Annotated in this window: 19 protein-coding genes; 9 read left to right on the plus strand and 10 right to left on the minus strand. The window is 67.8% G+C overall.

All coding sequences use genetic code 11. The annotated features are described in order from the left end of the window. The first annotated feature begins 34 nt into the window (after positions 1-34). The 3 genes from CXG43_RS00210 to CXG43_RS00220 all read left to right on the plus strand — a co-directional run bounded on the left by CXG43_RS00210 (position 35) and on the right by CXG43_RS00220 (position 2,859). Positions 35-604: an adenylate kinase gene (locus CXG43_RS00210; protein ID WP_042614999.1), complete on the plus strand. Its 570-nt coding sequence runs from the start codon at positions 35-37 to the stop codon at positions 602-604. 306 nt (positions 605-910) lie between these two features. Continuing rightward, positions 911-2,284 carry a UDP-N-acetylmuramate:L-alanyl-gamma-D-glutamyl-meso-diaminopimelate ligase gene (gene mpl, locus CXG43_RS00215; protein ID WP_198551398.1) on the plus strand — a complete coding sequence of 458 codons (1,374 nt, stop codon included), beginning with the start codon at positions 911-913 and terminating at the stop codon, positions 2,282-2,284. Beyond that, positions 2,281-2,859, plus strand: a complete 579-nt coding sequence (locus CXG43_RS00220) for an LON peptidase substrate-binding domain-containing protein (RefSeq protein WP_101098193.1) — start codon at positions 2,281-2,283, stop codon at positions 2,857-2,859. The genes mpl and CXG43_RS00220 overlap by 4 nt, the downstream gene beginning before the upstream one ends. 11 nt (positions 2,860-2,870) lie before the next feature. Here the strand turns inward: CXG43_RS00220 and CXG43_RS00225 are convergent, their stop codons facing one another. Beyond that, positions 2,871-4,862, minus strand: a complete 1,992-nt coding sequence (locus CXG43_RS00225) for a bifunctional DedA family/phosphatase PAP2 family protein (protein WP_101098194.1) — start codon at positions 4,860-4,862, stop codon at positions 2,871-2,873. A 96-nt stretch (positions 4,863-4,958) separates the two neighbouring features. Here CXG43_RS00225 and CXG43_RS00230 point away from each other — a divergent pair, with 96 nt between their 5' ends. The 3 genes from CXG43_RS00230 to CXG43_RS00240 all read left to right on the plus strand — a co-directional run bounded on the left by CXG43_RS00230 (position 4,959) and on the right by CXG43_RS00240 (position 7,526). Continuing rightward, positions 4,959-5,621 carry a serine/threonine protein kinase gene (locus tag CXG43_RS00230; protein WP_101098195.1) on the plus strand — a complete coding sequence of 221 codons (663 nt, stop codon included), beginning with the start codon at positions 4,959-4,961 and terminating at the stop codon, positions 5,619-5,621. Positions 5,622-5,658: 37 nt separating this feature from the next. Next, complete coding sequence (locus tag CXG43_RS00235; protein ID WP_101098196.1) at positions 5,659-6,516, plus strand: NAD(P)-dependent oxidoreductase; 858 nt, start codon at positions 5,659-5,661, stop codon at positions 6,514-6,516. A 71-nt stretch (positions 6,517-6,587) separates the two neighbouring features. Continuing rightward, positions 6,588-7,526 carry a YiiG family protein gene (locus CXG43_RS00240; protein ID WP_101098197.1) on the plus strand — a complete coding sequence of 313 codons (939 nt, stop codon included), beginning with the start codon at positions 6,588-6,590 and terminating at the stop codon, positions 7,524-7,526. Between the two features lie 38 nt (positions 7,527-7,564). Here the strand turns inward: CXG43_RS00240 and CXG43_RS00245 are convergent, their stop codons facing one another. Beyond that, positions 7,565-8,440: an ion transporter gene (locus CXG43_RS00245; RefSeq protein WP_101098198.1), complete on the minus strand. Its 876-nt coding sequence runs from the start codon at positions 8,438-8,440 to the stop codon at positions 7,565-7,567. Between the two features lie 65 nt (positions 8,441-8,505). On the opposite strand from CXG43_RS00245, the gene CXG43_RS00250 reads away from it, so the two are divergent. Further along, positions 8,506-9,732, plus strand: a complete 1,227-nt coding sequence (locus tag CXG43_RS00250; RefSeq protein WP_101098199.1) for an acetylornithine transaminase — start codon at positions 8,506-8,508, stop codon at positions 9,730-9,732. 31 nt (positions 9,733-9,763) lie between these two features. On the opposite strand, the gene CXG43_RS00255 is transcribed toward CXG43_RS00250, so the two are convergent. After that, positions 9,764-10,378, minus strand: coding sequence for an HAD-IA family hydrolase (locus tag CXG43_RS00255; RefSeq protein ID WP_101098200.1), 615 nt, complete (start codon positions 10,376-10,378; stop codon positions 9,764-9,766). Between the two features lie 107 nt (positions 10,379-10,485). Between CXG43_RS00255 and azu the strand changes: the two genes are divergently transcribed. After that, positions 10,486-10,935, plus strand: coding sequence for an azurin (gene azu / locus CXG43_RS00260; protein WP_101098209.1), 450 nt, complete (start codon positions 10,486-10,488; stop codon positions 10,933-10,935). Here azu and hemL read toward each other — a convergent pair. Both hemL and thiE read right to left on the minus strand, forming a co-directional pair. Further along, complete coding sequence (hemL, locus tag CXG43_RS00265) at positions 10,932-12,212, minus strand: glutamate-1-semialdehyde 2,1-aminomutase (protein ID WP_101098201.1); 1,281 nt, start codon at positions 12,210-12,212, stop codon at positions 10,932-10,934. The two genes, azu and hemL, sit on opposite strands and share 4 nt — an antisense overlap. Next, positions 12,209-12,844, minus strand: coding sequence for a thiamine phosphate synthase (gene thiE / locus CXG43_RS00270; protein ID WP_101098202.1), 636 nt, complete (start codon positions 12,842-12,844; stop codon positions 12,209-12,211). The genes hemL and thiE overlap by 4 nt, the downstream gene beginning before the upstream one ends. 49 nt (positions 12,845-12,893) lie before the next feature. Here thiE and CXG43_RS00275 point away from each other — a divergent pair, with 49 nt between their 5' ends. Next, entirely contained in the window at positions 12,894-13,118 is a 225-nt protein-coding gene (locus tag CXG43_RS00275) for a rubredoxin (protein ID WP_101098210.1), read from the plus strand. Between the two features lie 21 nt (positions 13,119-13,139). On the opposite strand, the gene CXG43_RS00280 is transcribed toward CXG43_RS00275, so the two are convergent. The 5 genes from CXG43_RS00280 to CXG43_RS00300 form a co-directional block, all read right to left on the minus strand. Continuing rightward, positions 13,140-13,985, minus strand: coding sequence for a SirB1 family protein (locus CXG43_RS00280; protein WP_101098203.1), 846 nt, complete (start codon positions 13,983-13,985; stop codon positions 13,140-13,142). 88 nt (positions 13,986-14,073) lie between these two features. Continuing rightward, positions 14,074-14,520: a DUF192 domain-containing protein gene (locus CXG43_RS00285; RefSeq protein WP_101098204.1), complete on the minus strand. Its 447-nt coding sequence runs from the start codon at positions 14,518-14,520 to the stop codon at positions 14,074-14,076. Positions 14,521-14,581: 61 nt separating this feature from the next. Further along, complete coding sequence (rpiA, locus tag CXG43_RS00290; protein WP_101098205.1) at positions 14,582-15,229, minus strand: ribose-5-phosphate isomerase RpiA; 648 nt, start codon at positions 15,227-15,229, stop codon at positions 14,582-14,584. A 27-nt stretch (positions 15,230-15,256) separates the two neighbouring features. After that, positions 15,257-15,736, minus strand: coding sequence for an EVE domain-containing protein (locus CXG43_RS00295; protein ID WP_101098206.1), 480 nt, complete (start codon positions 15,734-15,736; stop codon positions 15,257-15,259). Next, on the minus strand, positions 15,733-16,314 hold a 582-nt coding region (locus tag CXG43_RS00300; protein WP_101098207.1), incomplete at its 5' end, for a 5-formyltetrahydrofolate cyclo-ligase. The genes CXG43_RS00295 and CXG43_RS00300, both read right to left, overlap by 4 nt.

Raw genomic sequence — 16,314 nt, forward strand, 5'->3', positions numbered from 1 at the left:
CGTTCATGAATTTCAACACGTTGGAGTCAGCTAGATGCGATTGGTTCTGTTGGGGCCGCCCGGTTCGGGCAAGGGTACGCAGGCAACCCGCCTGAAGGAAAAGCTCGGCATCGCCCACATTTCCACCGGCGACCTGCTGCGCGCCGAAGTGGCCGCTGGCTCCGAGCTGGGCAAGCAGGCCAAGGCGGTGATGGATGCCGGCAACCTGGTGTCCGACGAGATCCTGCTCGGCATGCTGCGTTCGCGCCTGTCGCAGGACGACGTGGCCAAGGGCTTCATCCTGGATGGCTATCCGCGCAACGTGGCCCAGGCCAAGGCACTGGACGGCGTGCTCGCCGACATCGGCCAGCCGCTGGATGCGGTGGTGCAGCTGGACGTGGATGCCGACCAGCTGATCGAGCGCCTGGCAGGCCGTGCGAAGGAGCAGGGCCGTGCGGATGACAATCCGGATTCGGTCCGCCATCGCCTGCAGGTCTACACCGAGCAGACTGCGCCGGTGGTGGATTTCTATGCCGAACGGGGCACCCTGGCGCGCCTGGATGGCATCGGCGAGCTGGAAGAAGTCGAAGCGCGCATCCACGCCGTGCTGCCGAAGGCCGGATGAGGCCGCCGAGGCCTGCGGTTCGCGCCTGAAAAAACACAGGCCTGGTCCCTTCGGACCAGGCCTGTGTCATGTTAAAGCCAGCGGTGGGCTTGCTCAGGGCCCCGCAGCGTGAGCTCCCATGGGGATGGCCTCTTGGGGAGTAGGACCGGTTGGGAACTGCGGCTGGCACTGTGAATTGTGTCTATGTTCATAGGCAGCCGCTATCAGGATTTCCCTGACATGTCTTTGGCTTTGTCTGAGCTGTCTGTCGGACTTATCTGACCTTCTGCTTGTCAGGATGGCCCACCACCGGGTCGATCGGTAACAATGCGGGTCATGAGCAACGTACATATTCTTGGAATCGCCGGCACCTTCATGGGCGGCGTGGCCGCACTGGCGCGTGAGCTGGGACATGGCGTCAGCGGCAGCGACCAGGCGATCTACCCGCCGATGTCGACCCAGTTGGAAACGCTGGGGATCCAGCTGGACCAGGGGTATCGTGCCGACAGCGTCCCGCCGGACAGTGCCGAGGTGGTCATCGGCAATGCCCTATCGCGCGGCAATCCCGCCGTCGAAGCGGTGCTCGACGCCGGCCAGCGCTATGTTTCCGGCGCACAGTGGCTCAGCGAGCGGGTGCTGCCAGGTCGTGACACACTGGCCGTGGCCGGCACGCATGGCAAGACCACCACCACCACCATCCTGGCCTGGCTGCTGGAAAGCGCAGGGCGCGCGCCCGGCTTCCTGATCGGCGGGGTCGCCGAGGATTTCGGCGTGTCCGCACGGGTGGGGCAGGGCCGCGAGTTCGTGGTCGAGGCCGACGAGTACGACACCGCCTTCTTCGACAAGCGCAGCAAGTTCGTGCACTACCGGCCGCTGGTGGCGATCCTCAACAACCTCGAATACGACCACGCGGACATCTTCCCGGACGTGGCGGCGATCCAGCGCCAGTTCCATCATCTGGTGCGCACCGTACCGGCGCGCGGCCGGCTGATCGTCAACGGCGAGGATCCGCGCCTGGCCGAGGTGCTGGCGATGGGCTGCTGGACCCCGGTGGAGCGCTTCGGTTTCGATGCGACGCTGGAATGGCACGCCGAACTGCTGCGCGCCGATGGCAGCGCGTTCATCGTGCATCATCGCGGTCAGCGGGTGGGCGAGGTCCATTGGGCGTTGCTGGGCCGCCACAACGTGCTCAATGGCTTGGCTGCGCTGGCCGCCGCACACGCCGTGGGCGTGGTGCTGGCCGACGTGCTGCCGGCGTTGTCACGCTTCCACAGCGTCAAACGGCGGCTGGAAGTGATCGGCCAGGCCGGCGGCATTACCGTGTACGACGACTTCGCCCATCACCCCACCGCCATCGCCACCACGCTGGAGGGCCTGCGTGCCAAGGTGGGCGATGCGCGCATCGTGGTGGCGATGGAGCCCCGCAGCAATTCGATGCGGCTGGGCGCACACGCCGAGGCCCTGGCGCCTTCGCTGGCGTTGGCCGATGCGGTGGTGTTCCTGCACCGGCCCGGGCTGGAATGGGATGCCGCCGCGGTGATGGACGCGGTGCGCGGCCAGGCGCTGGCGGTGGCCGATACCGACGCGTTGCTGGCCCGGTTGGACGTCCTCGCCAGAGCCGGTGACCACGTGGTGTTCATGTCCAATGGCGGCTTCGATGCCGCGCCGCGCCGCTTCTTGGCGCAGCTGCAGGGGGCATGAGCGTGGTCGCGACGCTGCCGTTGTTTCCGTTGCACGCGGTGCTGTTGCCGGGTGCGAGCATCGGCCTGCGCGTGTTCGAGCGGCGCTACCTGGACATGCTGCGTGATTCGAGCCGCGACGGCGGTGGGTTCGGGCTGTGCCTGATCCTGAAGGGTGATGAAGCAGGCGCGCCTGCGGTGCCCGCAGCCTTCGGCGTGGAAGCCCGGGTGGATGATTTCGACATGGGCAGCGATGGCGTGCTGCAGCTGCGGCTGCGCGGTGCGCGGCGCTTCCACGTCGAGCAGACCCGCGTGCGCGACAACGGGCTGGTGGTGGGCGAGGTGCGCTGGTGCGCGCCGGATACCGACGACGAACTCCGGCCGCAGCACGCGCTGCTGTCGACCCTGCTGCAGCACATCATCGAACAGGCCGGTGAGGACTATGCACCGGCCACGCCGGCGCTGCTCGACCAGGCATCCTGGGTAGGCTGGCAGCTGGCGCAGCTGCTGCCGCTGGAAGAATCCCAGCGGCTGCAGTTGCTGCAGCTCGACGATGTCCACGCCCGCCTGGACCTGCTGCTGGGCTGGATCCCGTAACGGCCGAGGCGTTATTCGGTGCGCAGGCGCAGCACCGGCAGGCCCGATCCCGGATGCACGCCTTCCTGCATCGGCAGGCCGTCCACCGATGCCTTGACCGCCGCCATCGCCGGGTCGATCCCGCGCAGCGGATGCCACATGCCGATCCACTCGAAGTGGCGGGTGAAACGCAGCGTCTGCGCACTGCCCAGCCACAGCGGCACATCGCCCGGCTGCAGCACCTTGGTCGCCGGCCACAGGCGCAGCACGTGGCGCTCGTCCGGCCGCTCGCCATCGCGCACCATCAGCAGGCTTTCCACCTGCGTATCCAGCGTGGCCGGCAGCACCGGCAGCGCTTCCGGGCCGGTGTCCTGGTCGAGCATCAACAAGGCCTGTTCCCATCCGGCCTGCGGCTGCATCCTCCAGCCTTGTGATTCCAGCCGCGCCTGCAACGGGGCCAGCGGGCCGGCCACCTGCACGTCCAGCGGCCAGCGCTGGTCATCGTCGAATTCGTTGCGACGCGCCGGCATGGTCTGCCAGTCCTGCTGCCACCAGCGATCGGCCTGCAGCGGCGCCGGGGCGGCCTGGTGCGGTTCGAAGCGTTCCAGCTTGACCGGGATGTTGCGCGGCGCGTACCACACCGCCGCCACCAGGAAGGTGCCGTAGAACAGCCAGGCGACCGGCTTGACCCAGAACGAACGGTTGAAGCGGCGGCGGTAGGCGATGCCCAGCACCAGCAGCCAGAACAGCCCGAACAACATGCCGCCGATCACATCGCTCAGCCAGTGCGCGCCGAGGTAGATGCGCGAAAAACCGATCAGGCTGACCACGAAACCGGACACCAGGTACGGCCACACGCGGGTCCGGCCAGGCAGCTCCCGGGCGATCAGCACGGCGAAGAAACCGAAGGTGATCGTCGCCATGGTTACCGAGACGGACGGGAAGCCGAAGCCGCTGCTGGCATCCGGCGGGCGCACCACGTCCACGGTGGCGCCCAGCAGCATCGTCAGTGCCAGGCCGAAGGCCAGTGCCGCCAGCCAGTGTGCGGCGGCCATCCAGCGCCGACGCCACAGCAGGTACCCCATGCCGACCGCGGTGGCCGGCAGCAGCACCTGCCAGGCGCCCAGCGAAGCCAGCGCGGCCATCGGGTAGTCGGCCAGCGGGTTGCGCAGTGCCAGCATCGCGTGGTGCACGGCCAGGTCGATGCGCAGTGGTTCGCCGTGCGCCACCACCACCATCAGCAGTGCGAACCAGCACCAGCCCAGCACCAGCAGCATCAGCGCCAGCATCGCCAGCGGCACCGATTCGCGCCGCTGCGGATCGAATACCGACACCGAGTAACGCCCCAGCGTGGGGTGGCGCTGCGACCAGTCCAGCAGCCGCGCCAGCCAGGTATCCATGCGTGCGGCCGACCAGCGATAGCCATACAGCACGATGGCCCACACCAGCCCGAGAATCACGCCGAGCAGGCCAACCACCACCACCAGCCGCCCGGCGACCGCCGCGACGGCGTCATACGCGCCGCCCAGCACCCAGCCCGGCAACAGGAACAGGACCGCCCAGGACACGCTGGCGATGGCGCTGGCCCGCATGTAGCGGCTGGCCTGCATCTTCATCATGCCGGCGATGGCCGGCACGAACGGCCGGATGGCGCCGACGTAACGCGCCACCAGGATGCTCTTGAAGGCATTGCGGCGGAACATCGTTTCGCCGCGGTCCAGCAGCTGCGGATAGCGGCTGAAAGGGAACACGCCGCGCAGCCGGTCACCCCAGCGGCGGCCGATCCAGTAACTGATGCCATCGCCGGCGAACGCGCCCAGCGCCGCACAGGCCACCGCATACGGGCCGGATATCTGCCCCAGGCCGATGAACACGCCCACCGCGAACAACAACGGCAGGGCAGGCACGATGGCGCCCAGGATGATGACCGCATCGCAGAAGGCGATGAGGAAGATGGCTGCACCGGCAAGCACCGGATTGGCGGCAATCCAGGCGAGGGTGGCGTCGATCCATGAAGAGTCCATCGCCGGATTATAAAGGCGTGCAGGTGACTGGTTGCCTGCTTGATGCAGGCTGATCGAGACACGTGGCTCGCCTGGAGGGATCGCCTAGAATGGGCCATGGCAGATAACCGCACGCTCGCGCAGCACGCGCTCAAGTCAGACAGTTTCGGCCGCATCCTGCTGGTGCAGCAGGCCGAAGGCCATTTCGTGCGTCGCGACCTGGGTGCTACGCCGTGGTGGTTGCGGGTGCCTGCCTGGTGGCTGGCACGACGCGAAGCGCGCGCGCTGCGACACATCGATGGCATGCAGGCGGTGCCGAAGCTGCTGGCATGGGACGGCCGCTGGCTGGACCGCAGCTTCATGGCCGGCGATGCGATGTACCAGCGGCCGCCACGCGGCGACGTGGCCTGGTTCCATGATGCGCGCCGTCTGCTGCAGGACCTGCACCGGCGCGGGGTGGCACACAACGACCTGGCCAAGGAAGCCAACTGGCTGGTGACCGAAGCCGGGCATCCGGCGTTGATCGATTTCCAGCTGGCGGTGATCGGCAACCCGCGTTCGCGCTGGATGCGCCTGCTGGCGCGCGAAGACCTGCGCCACCTGCTCAAGCACAAACGGATGTACTGCCGCGGATCGCTGACGCCGGTGGAAATGCGCGTGCTCAAGCGCACCTCGTGGGTGCGTGAGCTGTGGTTCGCCACCGGCAAGCCGGTCTATCGTTTCGTCACCCGGCGCATCCTGCACTGGGAAGACAACGAGGGACAGGGGCCCAAGCCCTGAGGCCGCACTGCGACCGCGCGCGGTGGCCGCGCGCATAATGCAGCGTCGGCGTTGGCCGGTGACCAGGAGAAACGTGGTGTCCAACCTGCAGGGCAAGACTCTATTCATCACCGGCGCATCGCGCGGGATCGGGCTGGCGATCGCCCTGCGTGCGGCGCGCGATGGCGCCAACGTGGCCATCGCGGCCAAATCCTCGGTGGCCAACCCGAAACTGCCCGGCACCATCCACAGTGCCGCCGAAGCGGTCACCGCCGCTGGCGGGCAGGCGCTGGCGCTGAAGTGCGACATCCGCGAGGAAGACCAGGTGCAGGCGGCGGTTGCAGCGGCCGTGGACACCTTCGGCGGCATCGACATCCTGGTCAACAATGCCAGTGCGATCTGGCTGCGCGGCACCCTGGAGACGCCGATGAAGCGCTTCGACCTGATGCAGCAGGTCAACGCGCGTGGCAGTTTCCTGTGCGCGCAGGCCTGCCTGCCGTACCTGCTGCAGGCGCCCAACCCGCACATCCTGAGCCTGGCGCCGCCGCCCAGCCTGGACCCGAAGTGGTGGGGGCCGCATACCGGCTATACGTTGGCCAAGATGGGCATGAGCCTGGTCACGCTGGGGCTGGCGGCGGAGTTCGGCCCACGCGGCGTGGCCGTCAATGCGCTGTGGCCACGCACGGTGATCGCCACCGATGCGATCAACATGATCCCGGGCGTGGACGTGCAGGGCTGCCGCACGCCGCAGATCGTGGCCGATGCCGCGCACGCGGTGCTGGTGCGCGAAGCGGCCGGCTTCCACGGCCAGTTCCTGCTCGATGACGAGGTGCTCGCCGCGGCCGGCGTGACCGATCTTTCCGGTTACGCGGTGGATCCCGCGCATCGACTGCTGCCGGATCTTTTCCTGGATTGATTCAACGGCGCGTTGACGGCGGCGTCTGCTATGGTGCGCGGCTGTAATCGTTTCCAACAGGGAAGTGCCCCATGAATCCGACCTTCCGTACGGCCTTGCTCGCCGCCTCCGTTGCGCTGTGCGTGGCCGCCTGCCAGAAGGGCGCATCGACGCCTGCCGCCAATGAGGGCGCCGACAAGATCAACGCCTACATCGCCTGCTTCAACGGTGTGCAGCAGCCGATCCAGGAAAGCTTCCAGCGCTATGTTTCGTGGATCGCCGATCCGGCGGCCGGCCCCACCGGCAAGGAAGAAACCGTACGCGCACCGGGCACGGTGCTGTCCCACCGCGTCGAGTTCTGCGGCGCGCCGCTGACCGCCGCCCTGGCACAGCAGCCGGCCAATGCGGCGCTGGATCCGGCCGCGCGCCGTTACCAGGAAACCTTCACCGCGCTCAACGAGAAGATCGGCGATGCCGTGCGTTACTACGATCGCGAAGACTACAAGCGCGATGGCGGTGAGGGCATGCGCCAGCGACATGCGCCGCTGATGCAGGCCTATTCGGCGTTCTTCGAAGCCGGTGATGCGATGGATGCGGCGCTGGAAGCGAACGAAGACCAGCGCCGCAAGGAGCAGATCGCAGCGATCGAGAAGGAAGAGGGACGCAGTGCGGCGTTCTACCACCTGAGCATCATCGGCGAGGGCAAGCAGCTGGTGAAGGTGCTGGACGGCGACTCGCCGGACCTCGCCGCCGGCCGTGCACAACTGGCGCGCTACCAGGCCGTGCTGGAAGAAGCGGCCAAGGCGAAGATCGGCAAGGGCGATCCGATGTGGGGCCACATGGAGCGTTCGGCGGACAAGCTGGCCAGCGAGGGCGGGCGCCGCATCGAACGCCTGCAGGCCAACCAGCCGTTGAGCCGCAGTGACCAGATCCTGCTGGAGAGCGGTGGCATGCCGCCGTCCGGCACCGCGCCGGCACTGCTGGCCAGCTACAACGACCTGGTCGACATGAGCAACCGCATGGCACGTTGAGGTCGGCAGGGCGGGGGCGCGCCTGCGCCGCCCGCCCGTTACACCTGGTTGAACAGTTCCGGCAGGGGCTCGGCGCACTGCCGGCAGTAGCGTGCGTCGGGCGCGTGGCCTTCCAGCCCGCAGCGCAGGCAGCCACGTCCATCGCGTTTCTCGTTGTGCTCGGCCTCGCGCATCGTGCTGGCCAGTTCGGCGGTGTAGATGCCGGTCGGCACCGCGATGATGCTGTAGCCGATCAGGATCAGGATGGAGGTGACGAAGCGGCCGAGCATGGTCTGCGGCACGATGTCGCCGAAGCCGACCGTGGCCATGGTCACCACCGCCCAGTACATGCTGCTGGGAATGCTGGTGAAGCCGTTGTGCGGCCCTTCGATCAGGTACATCAGCGCACCGGCGATGATGGTGATGGTGATGACCGTGAACAGGAACACCAGGACTTTGCGCCGGCTGCGCCACAGCGCCAGCATCAGCACGCCGCTTTCTTCGATGTAACGGGTCAGCTTGAGGATGCGGAACACCCGCAGGATGCGCAGCGCACGCACCACCAGCAGGCTCTGCGCGCCGGGGATGAACAGGGACAGGTAGGTCGGCAGGATCGACAGCAGGTCGATGATTCCCCAGATGCTGACCGCGTAGCGCAGCGGGCGCTTCACCACTGCCAACCGCAGCACGTATTCCAGCGTGAACATCGCCGTGAACGCCCATTCCAGCACGTACAGGCCTGCGGCCCAGCGCAGGTGCAGGTGCTGCACGCTGTCGACCATCACCACGATGACGCTGGCGATGATCGCCAGCACCAGCAGCAGGTCGAAGTTGCGCGAAGGCTGGGTGTCGTGGCGGTAGATGATGTCGAACCAGTACCGGCGCCAGCCGGTGGCGCTGGCGGGATTGAGCTGTGGAGCGGAGAAAGGGCGCATGGGCGCATTGTGCCGCACCGGCTGCGGGGCGAGAATGGGCGCTTTCCGAAGCTCGCCGGACCGCCATGACCGCCGCCACCGACCCCCTGATTTCCCTGTCGCACTACTACCTGCCGGTGTACAAGCCGCGCCAGGTCGTGCTCGAGCGCGGGCAGGGCGCGCGCGTCTGGGATTCGCAGGGCCGCGAATACATCGACCTGGCGGCGGGCATCGCCGTGTGCGGCCTGGGCCACAACGATCCGGACCTGACGGCGGCGCTGCTGGAACAGGCCGGCAAGCTGTGGCACACCAGCAATGTGTTCTACAGCGCCCCGCCGCTGCACCTGGCCGAGGAACTGGTCAAGGCCAGCCGTTTCGCCGAGCGCGTGTTCCTGTGCAACTCCGGTGCCGAAGCCAACGAAGTGGCGATCAAGATGGTGCGCAAGTGGGCCTCCTCGCAGGGGCGCCCGGCGGATCGGCGGGTCATCGTCACCTTCCGCGGCAGCTTCCACGGCCGCACCCTGGCGGCAGTGACCGCCACGGCCCAGCCGAAGTACCAGGAAGGCTACGAGCCGCTGCCGCAGGGCTTCCGCTACGTGGATTTCAACGATGAAGTGCAGCTGGAAACCGCGATGGCCGCCGGTGACGTGGCCGCGGTGATGCTGGAGCCGGTGCAGGGCGAGGGCGGGGTGATGCCGGCCAAGCCGGGCTTCCTCAAGCGCGTGCGTGAACTGTGCGACCAGCACGGTGCGCTGCTGGTGCTGGATGAGATCCAGGCCGGCATGGGCCGCACCGGTACCCTGTTCGCGCACTGGCAGGATGGCGTGGTGCCGGACATGGTGACCCTGGCCAAGGCGCTCGGCGGCGGTTTCCCGATCGGTGCGATGCTGGCCGGCCCGAAGGTCGCCGAGACCATGCAGTTCGGGGCCCATGGCACCACCTTCGGCGGCAATCCGCTGGCCGCTGCGGTGGCACGGGTGGCGCTGCGCAAGCTGGCTTCCGATGAAATCGCCGCCAACGTCGAGCGCCAGTCACGCGCGCTGCGCGAGGGCTTGGAGCGCATCAACGCCGAGTTCGGCGTGTTCGGGCAGGTGCGTGGACGCGGGCTGATGCTCGGTGCGGTGCTGTCCAAGGACCACCTGGGCCAGGCCGGCGTGATCCTGGACCATGCCGCCGAACACGGCCTGCTGACCCTGCAGGCCGGTCCGGACGTGCTGCGTTTCGTGCCTTCGCTGAACATCAGCGACGAGGAAATCGCCGAAGGCCTCAAGCGCCTGCGCGCAGCCGTAGCCAGCTATATCGCCGCACGCTGAGCGCTGCGGACGCAGTGACGGCCTCCGGCCGTCATTGCAGGCCGTAGCGCTTCAGCACGCGGCCCACGCCGCGCCCGTCGCGCACGGTTTCGGCCTGCAGGCCGGCCAGCCGCGCACCGCGCACGTTGGTGAACAGGTCATCGATGAACAGCGTGCGCGACGGCGCGGCCTGCAGTCGCTGCAGCGCGCGTAGGTACAGCGCCGGATCAGGTTTGCGGCCACCCAGCGCGCCACTGCACAGCAGGCCCTTGCCCACGCGGTGGCACAGCGTCGGCAGCAGGGCGCGAAGCACCTCGGCCATCAACGGCCCGTTGTTGGTCAGCACACCGATGCGCACGGATTCGGAAAGGGCCAGGATCCGCTGCACCACCTCGGCGCGCGGCCGCGATGCCGCCAGCCGTGCCTGGATCCACAGCGCCTCGCTGACCTCGGCCTGCAGGCCCTCGCTCAACGCGCGCAGGTAAGCCGCGGTATCGGTCATGCCGCTGTCGTAGCGCGTTTCCAGGCCAGTTTCGAACAGCACCTGCTGCACCTGCGCGGTGTCCACGCACAGGCTGCGGGCGATATGCCGCACACGCACGCTGCGCTGGTAATCCAGCAGCACGCCATCCACGTCCAGCAGCAGCAACTCGATGCTCGGTTTCATGACCGAAGGATGCCCGATATGCCGGCGCGGCTGCGACAGCCGGTCGCAGCCGCGCGCCGCCCTGCTTTCCTACAATGGGGCGCACCAACAACCAAGAGCAGCCAACGATGAAGCAATGGGCATGGGGGGCAGGGCTGGGCGCGGTGCTGTTGGCGCCGGCGGCAATGGCGCGCGTCTGCGCGGTGAACATCGACAGCACCGACCAGATGACCTTCAGCGCGCGCGAGATCAAGCTTGCCGCCGACTGCACCGAAGTGGCCCTGACATTGCGCCACACCGGCCGCATGGCGGCCACCGCGATGGGCCACAACTGGGTGCTGACGCGCACCGCCGATTACCAGCCGGTGGCAATGGCCGGCATGCGCGGCACGCTCGCCGACAGCTACCTGCCCAAGGCCGATCCGCGCGTGCTGGCGCATACCAAGGTGATCGGCGGCGGGCAGAGTACCAGCGTCCGGTTCTCCACCCGCGGCCTGCAGAAGGGCGGTGACTACACCTTCTTCTGCTCGTTCCCCGGTCACTTCGCGATGATGAAAGGCAGACTGGTGTTCGGTTAGGCCTTGAAGGCGATGCGGGCGGCGGCGAGGGTGGCCTCGATCACCGCATCGTCGTGTGCGCTGGACAGGAAGCCCGCCTCGTAGGCGGACGGGGCCAGGAACACGCCCTGTTCCAGCATCGCGTGGAAGAAACGGTTGAAGGCGGGGATGTCACAGGCAGTGGCCTGGGCATAGGTCTCTACCTTCTGGTCGGTGAAGAACAGGCCGAACATGCCGCCCACCTGGGTGGTGGTCACGCTCACGCCGGCCTCGGCGGCGGCCTGTTCCAGGCCCGCGCACAGGCGCGCGGCGCGCGCCGACAACTGCGCGTGGAAGCCCGGCTGCTGCACCAGCTCCAGCATCGCAAGGCCCGCGGCCATCGCCACCGGATTGCCGCTCAGCGTGCCGGCCTGGTAGATCGGGCCGGCCGGTGAGATCTGCTGCATCAGTTCGCGCTTGCCGCCGTAAGCGCCCACCGGCATGCCGCCGCCGATGATCTTGCCGAAGGTGGTCAGGTCCGGGGTGATGCCGTAGTGCGCCTGTGCGCCGCCCAGCGCAACCCGGAATCCGGTCATTACTTCGTCGAAGATCAGCACGGTGCCGAAGCGCGTGCACAGCTCGCGCAGGTGCTGCAGGTAGCCCTCGCGCGGCGCGATGCAATTGGCATTGCCGACCACCGGTTCGATGATCAAGCCGGCGATCTGCTCGCCCTGGGCTTCGAACAGCGCGGTGGCGGCATCGAAATCGTTGTAGGGCAGGGTCAGGGTCAGCTCGCTCAGGCCGGCCGGCACGCCCGGTGAGGTCGGCACGCCGAGGGTCAGCATGCCGCTGCCGGCCTTGACCAGGAACGAGTCGCCATGGCCGTGGTAGCAGCCTTCGAACTTGACGATGCGGCTGCGGCCGGTGGCACCGCGCGCCAGGCGGATCGCCGACAGCGTGGCTTCGGTACCGGAGTTGACCATCCGCACCATCTCGCAGGAGGGCACCAGCCGGGTCAGCGTCTCGGCCATGGTGACTTCCGCCGCGCACGGCGCGCCGAAGGACAGGCCACTGTCAGCGGCCTTCTTGACGGCCTGGCGCACCGCCGGGTGGTTGTGGCCGACGATCATCGGGCCCCACGAACCGACGTAGTCGATGTAACGGTTGCCATCCACGTCGTACAGGTAGGCGCCGTCGGCGCGTTCGACGAAGAACGGCTCGCCGCCCACCGACTTGAACGCGCGCACCGGCGAATTGACGCCACCGGGCAGCAGCGCCTGGGCGCGGGTGAACAGGGCGTGGGACTGGTTGTGGTTCATGCGGGATCCTTGAAGCAGGCGAGATAGGCACGCAGGGCGGAGACCGGGTCGGCGGCCTCGAACACGCTGCTGATCACCGCCACCAGGTCTGCACCGGCGGCGATGACGGGACCGACATTGTCCGGCGTCAGCCCGCCGATCGCCACCCGCGGCACGCCCAGTGCGGCGCTTTGCCGCAGCAGCTCCGGGGTGGCGCGGCGGGTGGTCGCCTTGCTGCGGCTGGGGAAGAAGGCGCCGAAGGCCACGTAGCTGGCGCCCGCGGCGACCGCCTGCTGCGCCAGCATCTGTTCGTCGTAACAGGACGCACCGATCAGCGCCGCCGGCCCCAGCAGCGCGCGTGCCGCCGCCACGCCCCCATCGTCTTCACCGATATGCACGCCGGCCGCGCTGACCGCATGCGCCAGCGCTGCGTCGTCGTTGATCAGCAGCGGCACGCCGTGACGTCCGCACAGCGCCTGCAGCGCGGTCGCCTGCTCGTGGCGCAGGGCCGCCGTGGCGGTCTTGTTGCGGTATTGCAGCCACGTGGCGCCGGCGGCGAGCAGGGGCTCGACACGGGCCAGCAGGCGCGCGGTATCGGCTTCGTCGGGGGTGATCAGGTACACGCCGCGAGGCGTGGCAGGTGCTTGGGACATGGATGGCTACCGGTTGCGTGGCCACGATGGGACAATGGCCGGAAAGTGCATGAAAGGACGTCATTTTGAAGGGGAACATCCGATGAGCGACACCCCCCGGGCCCGGCTGCGCACCTGGATGTGCGTGGTCTGCGGATTCCTGTACCACGAAGCGGACGGGCTGCCCGAGGAGGGCATCGCGCCGGGCACGTCCTGGGAAGATGTCCCCGGAAGCTGGACCTGCCCGGACTGCGGGGTGAGCAAGGATGACTTCGAGATGGTCGAGCTGGACTGAGGCGGGCGTCGTAGCGGCCGCTCAATGCAGCCGCGTGCGCGGCCCGCCCAGGTCCACCAGTTTCTCGCGCAGGGCCTGCGCGTCGCCCGCATCGGGATTGCGCTGCACGTAACGCCCCAGGTCGCGACGCGCACCGGCCAGGTACTCCAGCTTCAGGTAGGCCAGGCCGCGATCGCGCAGCGCATCGTCGTTTTCCGGCGCCAGTTTCAGCAGGCGGTCGGCACTGCGCGCCGCACGGTCCCACTGGTGGTTTTCCGCATAGACGCCCTGCAGGTTGCGCAGCATGCGCATCAGGATCGCGCGGCTGGGCGCGGCATCGAGGATCTGCGCCAGCACCTGGTCATCCGGTCGCTGGCCACCCAGGTGGGAGCTTGCGCGCTCGCGCAGTTCTTCCACGCCCAGCGGCCGGCCGCCGTTGAACGGATCCATCACCAGCATTCCTTCTTCCATCGGCAGGCGTACCAGGAAGTGGCCGGGGAAGGACACCCCGTCCAGCGCGATGCCCAACCGCCGCGCGACCTCCATCTGCACCAGGGCCAACGAGATCGGGTTGCCCAGGCGGCGTTCGAAGACTTCGTTGAGGTAGCTGTTGCGCGGATCGTAGTATTCGTCGTGGTCGCCGCTATAACCCAGCTCATCGAACAGATGGCGGTTGATCGCGGCCATCTTCAGCGGTGCTGAAGGGATGATCTCCACTTCCGCGCGCAGGTGGTCGACATGAGCCTGCACCGTCGCGTCGTACACCGTCGGGTCCAGTGCCGGATATTCGTCGCGCGCGATCAGCAACGCAGTGGGCAGCAGTGGCAGCGACTCGTCGTCGAGTTCGGCCAGGGTGTCCCAGTCGGGCAATGTGATGCGCTCCTGCATGCCTACAGACTGGCGGCAATGCCGCAAGGTTTCAAGCTGCGGCAGGTGAAAGAATGCCGGCCGACGACCGGCATCCTGGTCCTTGCGGTCAGAGCGGCGGGATGCCCGGGCCCAGCTTCAGTTCAGTGCCGTCCTTCAACTTGATCTTCTCCGCCTGGCCGGCGTTGAGCTCCAGCACGTAGCGTGCCGGCCCACTGCTGGGATACGGCGGGCAACGGTCACCCGCCGAGCACGGCGGCACATCGCGCTGCTGGCTGACCAGCCTGCGTGCACTGTCGAAGTACAGGATGTCCAGGCCGATCCGGGTGTTCTTCATCCAATAGGCGAGGGGTTCCTCGCGGTCGTGGATGAAGAGCATGCCGTGGTCTTCGGGCAGGCTGTCGCGGAACATCAGTCCGCGCGCGCGGGTTTCATCGTTCTGCGCAAGTTCCACCTTGTAGCGGGCGCCATCGAGCTGCACCCAGTGCTGGGACGCACCGGTGGCGCAGCCGGCCAGCGCGAGCAGCGGCAGCAGGAGCAGGGAACGGATCGACATGGGGTTTTCCTTGAGAGGGGAAACGGTCAGGCGGGCCTTGCAGTGCACGCCCCGCAGGGAATCAGAGCACCACCGGCGGTTCGCCGCCGACGATCACCACATCGGCGCGGCGGCGCGCGAACAGGCCCACGCAGACCACGCCGGGCAGCTGGTTGAGCTCACGCTCGAGCTTTTCCGGATCGGTGATCTGCAGGTGGTGGATGTCCAGGATCTGGTTGCCGTTGTCGGTCACCACGCCCTCGCGCCAGGTCGGCTGGCCGGCGGTCATGTCGCGGATCTGGCGGGCGACCAGGCTGCGTGCCATCGGGATCACTTCCACCGGCAGCGGGAACCGCCCCAGCACCGGCACCTGCTTGGACGGGTCCACGATGCAGATGAAGCGCTCGCTGGCCTCGGCGATGATCTTCTCGCGGGTCAGTGCGGCGCCGCCGCCCTTGATCAGGCACTTGCCTGGATCACACTCGTCGGCGCCGTCGACATACAGCGACAGCGTACCGGTGTGGTTGAGTTCCAGCACCTCGATGCCGAGCTGCTTCAGGCGCGCGGTGCTCTGTTCGGAACTGGACACCGCGCCCTTGATGCGGTGCTGGATGCGGCCCAGCGCATCGATGAAGTAGGCGACCGTGGAGCCGGTGCCGACCCCGACGATCATGCCGTCTTCGACGTATTCGATGGCTTTTTCAGCGGCCAGGCGCTTGGCTTCGGACATGCGGGCGGTCTCGATGGAGGATCAGGATCAGGATCTGCGTTCCAGCGACAGCAGCAGCTTCCACTGCGCGGCAGTCACCGGGAAAACGGAAAGGCGGTTGCCCTTGGCGGTGAGCGGAAAACCCTCGCCCAGCGCATCGGCGTGCAGCTTGATTTCATCCAGCGCGATGACGCGCTCCAGCTTGCGCTCGAAGCCCACGTCCACCAGCATCCAGCGCGGCTCTTCGCGGGTGGCCTTGGGGTCGTGGTAGTCCGATTGCGGATCGAACTGGGTGTCATCGGGATAGGCGGCACTGGCCACCGTGGCGATGCCGACGATGCCGGGCACCTTGGTGTTGGAGTGGTAGAACAGGATGCCGTCGCCGACGTGCATCCCGTCGCGCATGAAATTGCGCGCCTGGTAATTGCGGACGCCGTTCCAGGGCTCGGTGCCGACGCGTTGCAGGTCGTCGATGGAAAAGGCGTCCGGTTCGGACTTCATCAGCCAGTAGCGCTTGCGGGCGGTCATGCGGTCACGTGCGAGGCGAAAAGGGTGTCGGCTTCGGTGCAGATGGCGTCCACCGCCACGTCCCAGGACGCGACCGGCAACGCATCGACCTGCTGCACGGCAAATGCCGCGCCGACCAGCCACGGCGGAGCAGGGCGGTCGTGCCGGAAGGCGAAGCTGCGATCATACCAGCCCCCTCCCATGCCCAGCCGGCCGCCCTGTGCGTCGAAGCCGACCAGCGGGGTCACCACCAGGTCCATCGCGCCGGCATCCAGCGTATCGGCAGGGTCCAGGTCGGGTTCGGGAATGCCGAAACGGTTCTGCCGCAGCGCCTGGCCCGGACGCCAGGGCGCGAAGCGCAGGACGTTTTCGTGCAGCACCGGCAGGCAGTAGGCCACCGTGTCGGGCAAGGTCAACTGCCAGCGGTGCAGGGCGATTTCGCCATCCATCGCCCAGTAACCGGCCACATGCCCGCGTTGCGGGGCGAACGGCAGGGCCAGCAGGCGTGCCGCGAGGTGGTCGGCGGCGTCGATCCGGGCGGCAGCGGGCAGGTCACGGCGACGCTGCCTGAGTTCGGCGCGCAGCGCGTTGCGGGGGGC

Source organism: Stenotrophomonas sp. Bg11-02 (assembly GCF_002836635.1).
Taxonomy (GTDB): Bacteria; Pseudomonadota; Gammaproteobacteria; order Xanthomonadales; family Xanthomonadaceae; genus Stenotrophomonas; species Stenotrophomonas lacuserhaii.